2 rRNA genes (1 of these 2 cut by a window edge) are annotated in these 2,698 nt (G+C 58.2%); both read left to right on the top strand.

Annotation, left to right across the window (positions count from 1 at the left end):
* A 23S ribosomal RNA gene (locus FFT09_RS22795) occupies positions 1-2,522 on the top strand (it extends 712 nt beyond the left edge of the window).
* A gap of 56 nt (positions 2,523-2,578) precedes the next feature.
* A 5S ribosomal RNA gene (rrf, locus tag FFT09_RS22800) occupies positions 2,579-2,696 on the top strand.
* The last annotated feature ends 2 nt before the right edge of the window (positions 2,697-2,698 follow it).

The following is a 2,698-nucleotide window of genomic DNA, read 5'->3' on the forward strand; positions in this document are numbered from 1 at the left end:
CGTCAGAGCCCTGTATGGGGTGATGGCGTGCCTTTTGAAGAATGAGCCTGCGAGTTAGTGCTACGTGGCGAGGTTAACCCGTGTGGGGTAGCCGGAGCGAAAGCGAGTCTGAACAGGGCGAGTGAGTCGCGTGGTCTAGACCCGAAGCGGAGTGATCTACCCATGGCCAGGGTGAAGCGCCGGTAAGACGGCGTGGAGGCCCGAACCCACCAGGGTTGAAAACCTGGGGGATGAGCTGTGGGTAGGGGTGAAAGGCCAATCAAACTCCGTGATAGCTGGTTCTCCCCGAAATGCATTTAGGTGCAGCGTCGCGTGTTTCTCATCTGGGGTAGAGCTACTGGATGGCCTAGGGGGCTTACCGGCTTACCGAAGTCAACCAAACTCCGAATACAGGTGTGTGAGAGCGCGGCAGTGAGACGGCGGGGGATAAGCTTCGTCGTCGAGAGGGAAACAGCCCAGAACACCAGCTAAGGCCCCTAAGTGTGTGCTCAGTGGGAAAGGATGTGGAGTCGCAGAGACAACCAGGAGGTTGGCTTAGAAGCAGCCATCCTTGAAAGAGTGCGTAATAGCTCACTGGTCAAGTGGTTCTGCGCCGACAATGTAGCGGGGCTTAAGCACACCGCCGAAGCTGTGTCACTCACACAAGTGATCGGCACCGGCCCTTCGGGGTGGGTGTCCAGTCGTGTGGGTGGGTAGGGGAGCGTCCCGCATCCAGCGAAGCCGCCGGGGAACCGAGTGGTGGAGGGTGTGGGAGTGAGAATGCAGGCATGAGTAGCGAATGCAGAGTGAGAATCTCTGCCGCCGGATGACCAAGGGTTCCTGGGCCAGGTTGTTCCGCCCAGGGTAAGTCGGGACCTAAGGCGAGGCCGACAGGCGTAGTCGATGGACAACGGGTTGATATTCCCGTACCCGCGTGTGTGCGTCCCTGGTGAGGCAGGTGAGACTAACCACCCGCCCGGTATCGTGGTCTCTTCGGAGGCCTGGTGCTTGGGTGCGTGGGACCTGAGCTTGTAGTAGCCAAGCGATGGGGTGACGCAGGAAGGTAGCCCCGCCAGTCAGTGGTAATACTGGTGTAAGCGTGTGGCCCGCAGAGCAGGGAAATCCGTTCTGCTGTCTTCGATGACGAGGGTGAGGCGTGATGCATAGCCGTTGTGGCGAAGTAGGGTGATCCTCAGCTGCCGAGAAAAGCCTCTAGCGAGTGTACGCGTGGCCCGTACCCCAAACCGACACAGGTGGTCAGGTAGAGAATACCAAGGCGATCGGGTGAACTGTGGTTAAGGAACTCGGCAAATTGCCCCCGTAACTTCGGGAGAAGGGGGGCCAAAACACCTGAAGCCCTGCGCGGGCTAGGGTGGGTTGGCCGCAGAGACCAGCGGAAAGCGACTGTTTACTAAAAACACAGGTCCATGCGAAGACGTAAGTCGATGTATATGGACTGACGCCTGCCCGGTGCTGGAACGTTAAGAGGACCGGTTAACCCTCCTTGTGGGGGTGAAGCTGAGAATTTAAGCGCCAGTAAACGGCGGTGGTAACTATAACCATCCTAAGGTAGCGAAATTCCTTGTCGGGTAAGTTCCGACCTGCACGAATGGCGTAACGACTTTCCGGCTGTCTCAACCACAGGCCCGGCGAAATTGCACTACGAGTAAAGATGCTCGTTTCGCGCGGCAGGACGGAAAGACCCCGGGACCTTTACTATAGCTTGGTATTGGTTTTCGGTTCGGCTTGTGTAGGATAGGTGGGAGACTGGGAAGCGGTCACGCTAGTGATCGTGGAGTCATCGTTGAAATACCACTCTGGCCGGATTGGGAATCTAACCTCGGACCGTGATCCGGTTCAGGGACAGTGCCTGGTGGGTAGTTTAACTGGGGCGGTTGCCTCCCAAAGAGTAACGGAGGCGCCCAAAGGTTCCCTCAGCCTGGTTGGCAATCAGGTGTCGAGTGTAAGTGCACAAGGGAGCTTGACTGTGAGACTGGCAGGTCGAGCAGGTGCGAAAGCAGGGACTAGTGATCCGGCACCTCCTGGTGGAAGGGGTGTCGCTCAACGGATAAAAGGTACCCCGGGGATAACAGGCTGATCTTGCCCAAGAGTCCATATCGACGGCATGGTTTGGCACCTCGATGTCGGCTCGTCGCATCCTGGGGCCGGAGTAGGTCCCAAGGGTTGGGCTGTTCGCCCATTAAAGCGGCACGCGAGCTGGGTTTAGAACGTCGTGAGACAGTTCGGTCCCTATCCGCCGCGCGCGTTGGAGACTTGAGGAAGGCTGTCCCTAGTACGAGAGGACCGGGACGGACGAACCTCTGGTATGCCAGTTGTCCCACCAGGGGCACGGCTGGTTAGCTACGTTCGGAAGGGATAACCGCTGAAGGCATCTAAGCGGGAAGCCTGTTCCAAGATGAGGTCTCCCACCACCATCGAGTGGGTAAGGCCCCCCAAAGACGATGGGGTTGATAGGCCAGACATGGAAGCACAGCAATGTGTTCTCGAGTGGACTGGTACTAATCGGCCGAGGGCTTGACCACAAACATGCTACGCACCCACTCTGCAACTCTGAAACACCACACGTGTTTCACAGTGTTTCGGTGGCCATAGCGGTGAGGGACACGCCCGGACCCATTCCGAACCCGGAAGCTAAGCCCACCAGCGCCGATGGTACTGCACCCGAAGGGGTGTGGGAGAGTAGGACACCGCCGAACAA

Origin of the sequence: Saccharomonospora piscinae (assembly GCF_005862235.1) — a bacterium.
GTDB classification, from domain to species: domain Bacteria; phylum Actinomycetota; class Actinomycetes; order Mycobacteriales; family Pseudonocardiaceae; genus Saccharomonospora; species Saccharomonospora piscinae.